Source organism: Rahnella victoriana, assembly GCF_004330295.1.
Classification (GTDB): Bacteria; Pseudomonadota; Gammaproteobacteria; order Enterobacterales; family Enterobacteriaceae; genus Rahnella; species Rahnella victoriana.
On the sequence record NZ_SJOJ01000056.1, the window covers coordinates 1 to 3,255 of the forward strand.

4 protein-coding genes are annotated in these 3,255 nt (G+C 51.4%); 3 read left to right on the plus strand and 1 reads right to left on the minus strand.

All coding sequences use genetic code 11. The features are described from left to right. From EYY67_RS24160 to EYY67_RS24170, 3 genes are all read left to right on the plus strand, one after another. Positions 1–551 (plus strand): carboxymuconolactone decarboxylase family protein (locus tag EYY67_RS24160; RefSeq protein WP_131694591.1); only part of this gene is annotated, 551 nt, incomplete at its 5' end. 9 nt (positions 552–560) lie between these two features. Beyond that, complete coding sequence (locus EYY67_RS24165; protein ID WP_131694592.1) at positions 561–1,145, plus strand: flavodoxin; 585 nt, start codon at positions 561–563, stop codon at positions 1,143–1,145. A gap of 107 nt (positions 1,146–1,252) precedes the next feature. Further along, positions 1,253–2,317 (plus strand): alpha/beta hydrolase, encoded by a 1,065-nt coding sequence (locus EYY67_RS24170; RefSeq protein ID WP_131694593.1) that lies wholly within the window; start codon positions 1,253–1,255, stop codon positions 2,315–2,317. 322 nt (positions 2,318–2,639) lie between these two features. On the opposite strand, the gene EYY67_RS24175 is transcribed toward EYY67_RS24170, so the two are convergent. Next, positions 2,640–3,255, minus strand: a 616-nt coding sequence (locus EYY67_RS24175) for a GntR family transcriptional regulator (RefSeq protein ID WP_131694594.1), incomplete at its 5' end; no start/stop codon positions are given.

Sequence of the window (3,255 nt, forward strand, 5' to 3'; positions counted from 1 at the left end):
CCCTGAATCAGGGTCTTGATGCAGGACTCACCATAAACGAAACCAAAGAGATTCTCGTCCAGCTTTATGCCTACACGGGCTTCCCCCGTAGCCTGAATGCGCTTACCGAACTGATGAAGGTCGTCGAAGCACGTAAACAACGTGGCATCGAAGACGTTGAGGGCAAAGAACCGGTCGCCCCAATCCCTGTCGGGGATGAGCTTCGCCGTGTCGGTACTGCAAACCAGACAAAAATCTCAGGCGCTCCCGTTCAGGGCCCGCTGTTTGATTTTGCCCCGGTCATTAATCAGTTCCTGCAAACGCACCTGTTCGGCGACATTTTCGCCCGCGATAACCTCGACTGGCAAAGCCGCGAGCTGGCAACAGTTGGCGCATTAGCGGCCACGCCGGGCGTTGAAGCCCAGCTGTTATCGCATACGCGAGCCAGCATGCGGGTCGGCCTGACGGCAGCGCAGCTGCGCCAGCTGGCACAGGTTCTGCGTGAACATGGCGAAAATGATGCAGCAACGCGAGCTGAAAAGGCGCTGCAACAGGCGCTCGCAAACAATTAGGAGTTGGGTATGGAGCATGATCCTAACCGCAGAATGTTAATCACCGCACTTGCCGGGCTGACGCTTGCGAACGTTTCTCTGGCATCAGCAGCCACCGGAACCGCAAACGTGCAGGGTAAAAGTCGAATTCTGGTGGCGTACTTTTCCCGCAGCGGAAATACACGGGTGATTGCGGGCGTCATTCACCGTAGCCTGAACACCGATCTGTTTGAAATCGAACCGGCTGCGCCTTATCCGGAAGACTATTTTCAGACCGTTGAACAGGCGAAAAATGAGCGTGAGCGGGGAGTAAAACCCGCATTGAAAAATAGCGTCGCAGATATCTCCCGCTATGAGACCCTGTATTTAGGCTTTCCCATCTGGGGGACCAGCGTGCCGCCTGTCGTACAAACGTTTCTCAGCAGCCACAACCTTGCGGGCAAATTACTCATCCCCTTTATTACTCACGGTGGCTACGGTAAAGGAGACAGCGACGACATCCTTGCCAGTCTCGCCCCCGCTGCGCGCAGGGAAAAACCGCTGGTCATTGAATGCGACCAGGAGCGAAGAACCACTGAAACAGTCACCAGTTGGTTAGAGACAATACGCAGTTAATCATCCGCATTCATGAATCTGCCAAATAAGGGCAATCAGGGGTGCTAAATAATTAACGCTGACAACTCAGATATGATTGAACGGCACACATAACAGAGGATGTAATCTTGAAGACAATCTTAAAAACGCTGGCCATCTGCGTAATGGCGGGTGGTCTGGTGGCTCAGTCGGTATACGCCGGGCCGCTGGTCATTCAGGAACAGGGAAGCTTTTCTGCTGGTGGTACCATCATCACCGCACCAGGAACATTTGACGCGAAAAAGCCGCTGGATTCTGCCGGCCAAACCTACCATGGCGATCATGCGTCTGTGTTCTACCAAATCCCGGAGAATCCGCATAAATACCCTATCGTCATGCTGCACGGCGCAGGTCAGTTCTCCCGTACCTGGGAAAGTACCCCGGATGGTCGCGAAGGGTTCCAGAACATATTCCTGCGTCGCGGGTTCTCAACTTATCTTGTCGATCAGCCACGCCGGGGCAGCGCCGGGCGCACGACTGTAGAAGGTACTGTTTCGCCAAAACCGGATGAACAGATGTGGTTTAATCAGTTCCGCGTTGGCGTGTGGCCAGAGTATTTTAAGGGCGTTCAGTTCTCTCACGACAAAGAAGCGCTGAATCAGTATTTCCGTCAGATGACCCCGAATACCGGGCCGTTTGATATCAATGTTATCTCTGATGCGATGTCCGCCGTCGTGGATAAATCCGGCCCCGCTATCCTCTTCACCCACTCTCAGGGTGGCGGACCAGGCTGGTATACGGCGATGAAAAATGACAAGGTCAAAGCCATTGTCGCCTTCGAGCCAGGCAGCAGCTTTGTCTTCCCGGAAAAAGAACTCCCTGCCCCTATGCCAAGCGCGTTCGACACGCTGAAGGGTGAGCCTGTGCCAATGGCGCAGTTTATGGCACTGACCAAAATCCCGATTCTGATCATTTACGGCGATAACATTCCGGATAAACCTGTCGCCATGCCCGCGCAGGACAGCTGGCGCGTACGACTGGCGATGGCTCGTGAGTGGCGTGACGTGGTGAACAAGCATGGCGGGGATGTGACGGTAACGCATCTGCCAGAAGTGGGAATCAAAGGGAATACCCACTTCCCGTTCTCTGATTTAAATAATGTGAAGATTGCTGATTTAGTAGGTCAGTTTTTGAAAGAGAAAAATCTGCAGTAGGACGAAATAGTATTGAGCCTTCATTATTGAGGGCTTAATACAAACATCAGCTTTATAAAAAATAAATGGTCTAATCCTGGCGAAAAACTGTTGAACGTGACGGTCTGCTTTGAGCGAAGAGCGGACATTGAGCACTTCGTTCCAATGGTTCTAGTCAGTCGGAATAAATAAGTAATTCAGTGTAAATTACTGCATTTCCCTGGAACTTGCGAGTTTCGTTTTTACCGTAAGCGGATTAGCTTATTTGTAGCAGTACCGGCAAGTAACCCTTATGCACAATAATTCTTGTAATACAGTGGATTATTGCCGGTAAGAATAATGCTTATGAGAAGTTTTCCAGAACCGACAGGAACGAATTTCTGTCTCCATGCCCCTCAGTCAGTCTCACTCGCCCTTCAATATCAGCCAGATGGTGATCCATTAACTCGCGGGCTTTTATTAAATCTTTGGCCTTAAGGGCGGCGACAATCATGCGATGGTGGTCAGCACCACAGTCATCCTTTCTTTTTTCCTCGTAAAGTGACATCACGAGAGAGAGTCGCGCCACAATCTTGGCCAGCATTTCGGTCAACACTGGATTACCTGCCAGCTCGGCCAATACAATATGAAACTTGCCAGAAAGCACCGTCTTGGATTTTTCATCGCCGTGATGATGGGTTTGCTCTTCTTCGTCAGCCAGAATTTCCAGCGCATTTAGCTGCTCCGGCGTTGCGCGCGCAATGACGAACTCCAATAACAGTGATTCAATCCTTCGACGTGCTTCAAAAAGATTTCTGGCCTGCTCGATGCTTGGCTCCGCAACAAAAGTACCTCGATTGCGCTTTCGCTCCAGAAGATGATCGCTTTCCAAAACGCCCAGGGCGCCGCGCACTACCGTTCTGCTGACACCAAAATGTTCGGCAATCGCTTCTTCCAGTATTTTTGTGCCAGGAATCAGT